3 protein-coding genes, 1 tRNA gene and 1 pseudogene are annotated in these 2,650 nt (G+C 70.3%); 2 read left to right on the top strand and 3 right to left on the bottom strand.

The window, feature by feature from the left end:
• Positions 1-855: L-seryl-tRNA(Sec) selenium transferase (selA, locus tag DQP56_RS23770; RefSeq protein ID WP_112689518.1), on the bottom strand; the 855-nt coding region annotated here is incomplete at its 3' end.
• 16 nt (positions 856-871) lie between these two features.
• Positions 872-966, bottom strand: a tRNA-Sec gene (locus DQP56_RS23765).
• A gap of 36 nt (positions 967-1,002) precedes the next feature.
• On the opposite strand from DQP56_RS23765, the gene selD reads away from it, so the two are divergent.
• Both selD and DQP56_RS23755 read left to right on the top strand, forming a co-directional pair.
• The gene (gene selD / locus DQP56_RS23760) at positions 1,003-1,980 is read left to right on the top strand and encodes a selenide, water dikinase SelD (protein WP_112689516.1); all 978 of its coding nucleotides are present in this window, start codon (positions 1,003-1,005) and stop codon (positions 1,978-1,980) included.
• Positions 1,981-1,982: 2 nt separating this feature from the next.
• A complete protein-coding gene (locus DQP56_RS23755) occupies positions 1,983-2,195 on the top strand; it encodes a hypervirulence associated TUDOR domain-containing protein (RefSeq protein WP_205868965.1) in 213 nt (70 codons plus the stop codon).
• 6 nt (positions 2,196-2,201) lie between these two features.
• Here the strand turns inward: DQP56_RS23755 and DQP56_RS23750 are convergent.
• Positions 2,202-2,650, bottom strand: a pseudogene (locus tag DQP56_RS23750) (NrfD/PsrC family molybdoenzyme membrane anchor subunit); the annotation flags it as partial.

Raw genomic sequence — 2,650 nt, 5'->3', positions numbered from 1 at the left:
GGCGGTCACCACGTCGGCGCCGGCGGCCAGCGCGGTCGCCGCATCCGGCTCGTCGGGCAGCAGCGGGTCGGCAGCGAGCAGCCCGCTGCCCAGGTCGGCCAGCAGGGCCACACCGTGCTCGTCGGCCAGCGCCCGCAACTCGCGTAGCCCGACCGCCGCGGTGAACCCCTGCACGGCGAAGTTGCTGGGATGCACCTTGAGAATGCAGCCGGTCTGCGGTCCCAGCGCCTCGGCGTAATCGTGCAGGTGGGTGCGGTTGGTGGTGCCGACCTCGCGCAGCACCGCGCCGGTGGAGGCGATCAGATCGGGCAGCCGGAACCCGGCGCCGATCTCGATCAGCTCGCCGCGGCTGACGACTACTTCTTTTCCGGCAACTCCCGGCCCGGTGGCCAGCGCGGTGGTGGCCAGTACCAGCGCAGCGGCGCCGTTGTTGACCACCAGTGCGTCCTCGGCGCCCGGACACGCCGCCAGCAGTGCGGCACTCGCGGCGACGCCGCGTTTGGAACGGGCCCCGGTTCCCAGATCCAATTCGACGTCGACATAGCCGGCGGCCGCCACGAGCGCCTCGACTGCCGCCGCGGACAATGGTGCCCGGCCCAGGTTGGTGTGTATCACCACGCCGGTGGCGTTGAGCACCGGCCGCAGTGTGGTTCCGGCATGAGATGAAAGACGTTCCAGCACCGAAGATTCCACCTGGTCGGGCGCCAGTTCGCCGCGGCGTGCCCGGTCCTGGACGTCGTGCACCACCGCCCGGATGGTGCGATCGCCGAGCCGGGTGGATGCGCCGCGTACCGCGGGCAGCGCCAGCAGGGCATCGGTGCGTGGAATGGCGCGACGCGGATCGACCTGGCTCACAGCCCCTCCTGTCCGATGGCGGAGGCGGACGGGAATCGAACCCGCCAGACCGAGTTGCTCGGCCTCACCGGTTTTGAAGACCGGGGAGCCCACCAGGACCCAGACGCCTCCGCTGTTCAACCTAACCGGTGTGGCTAGCCTGAACCGATGACCATCCGGCTGACCGGTTACGCGCATGGCGGCGGCTGTGCCTGCAAGATCCCGCCGGGCGAACTCGAGGAGGCGGTGCGCGGCCTGGTAGGACAGCAGCACGATCGGGTGCTGGTCGGGCTCGACGACGGCGACGACGCGGCCGCGGTGCTGGTGCGCGACGACCTCGCCGTGCTGTCCACCGCCGACTTCTTCACCCCCGTCGTCGACGACGCCTATGACTGGGGCCGGATCGCGGCCGCCAACGCGCTCTCGGACATCTACGCGATGGGTGGGACCCCGGTGGTCGCGATCAACCTGGTGGGCTGGCCGCGGGAGACGCTGCCGATGGAGCTGATGAGCGAGGTGCTGCGCGGCGGCCTGGCCGTCGCCCAGCAGGCGGGCTGTCCGGTGATCGGCGGGCACTCCGTCGACGATCCGGAACCCAAGTACGGCATGGCCGTCACCGGGGTGGCCGACCCGAAGAGGCTGCTGCGAAACGACTCCGCCGCACCCGGTCTTCCGCTGACGCTGACCAAGCCGATCGGGGTCGGACTGCTCAACAACCGGCACAAGCGCACCGGGGAAGTCTCAGCCGAAGCCGTCGAGCTGATGACCCGGCTCAACCGCGACGCGGCCCACGAAGCGGTGGAAGCGGGCGTCCGGGCCGCCACCGACGTCACCGGCTTCGGGCTGCTCGGCCACCTGCACAAGATGTGCCGGGCATCCGGGGTGGGCGCGGTGATCGACCGCGGCGCGGTGCCGGTGATCGGCGGTGCGGTCGAGGCGCTGCGCGACGGCTTCGTCTCCGGCGGCACGCAGCGCAACCTGGACTGGGTGCGCCCGCAGCTGCGACCCGGACCCGGTATCACCGAGGATGATCTGCTGCTGCTGGCCGACGCCCAGACCTCCGGTGGCCTGCTGATTGCCGGGGAGCTTTCCGGGTATCCGGTGATCGGGCATACCGTCCCGGGAAGCGGAATCGAGGTGCGATGAGTATGAGTCAGTTCAAAGTCGGCGACCATGTCCGATGGAACTCCGAGGCCGGGCATGTGACCGGCAAGATCACCAAGGTCCACACCAAAGACACCGAATACAAGGGGCACAACCGACGGGCGAGCCCCGACGAACCGCAGTACGAGATCAAAAGCGACAAAACCGATCACATCGCGATGCACAAGGGCTCGGCGCTGCACAAGCTCGACGACTGAGCCGGCTCACCCCGCGGTCGTGATCGAATCCCCGGTGATGCCGGCCGCCCGCCGTGCCGCCAGGCGACGCTTCTGCGGTTCGATGGTGTAGCGCGGATCCTTCGCCGACTCGATGCCGGCCTCGAACACCCCGAACCGGGTCAGCGCCGAGGCCCCCAACAGTGCCAGCCCCGACAGTGCCGCCACCGCGCGGCGCCGGCCGCCCAGCAGCGTCCCGATACCGCCGGCGATCGCCAAGCCTTCACTGCACCGCAGCATCACCCCGGCCCGGCCCTGCTGCAGCGGCTCGGCGGCGATCGGGTCCATCCGGTGCTCCATCGCCCGGGTGGCGATCACGTCGCCGATGACTCCCAGCACCGCCAGTCGTCGCGCCGGCGCGGCTTCGGTCACCGGCGTCGTCAGCATCGCCAGACCGCCGGTGACCAGGACCGAACGGGACACGAACGGGGGCTTTG

Source organism: Mycolicibacter senuensis (genome assembly GCF_003284925.1).
Taxonomy (GTDB): Bacteria; Actinomycetota; Actinomycetes; order Mycobacteriales; family Mycobacteriaceae; genus Mycobacterium; species Mycobacterium algericum_A.
The sequence above is the reverse complement of the archived record's forward strand: the minus strand, read 5'-3'. Positions and strand labels throughout refer to the sequence as shown.

Coding starts and splice junctions, on each gene's coding strand:
- selD (WP_112689516.1), top strand. CDS start 1,003: ATGACCATCCGGCTGACCGGTTACGCGCATGGCGGCGGCTGTGCCTGC.
- DQP56_RS23755 (WP_205868965.1), top strand. CDS start 1,983: ATGAGTCAGTTCAAAGTCGGCGACCATGTCCGATGGAACTCCGAGGCC.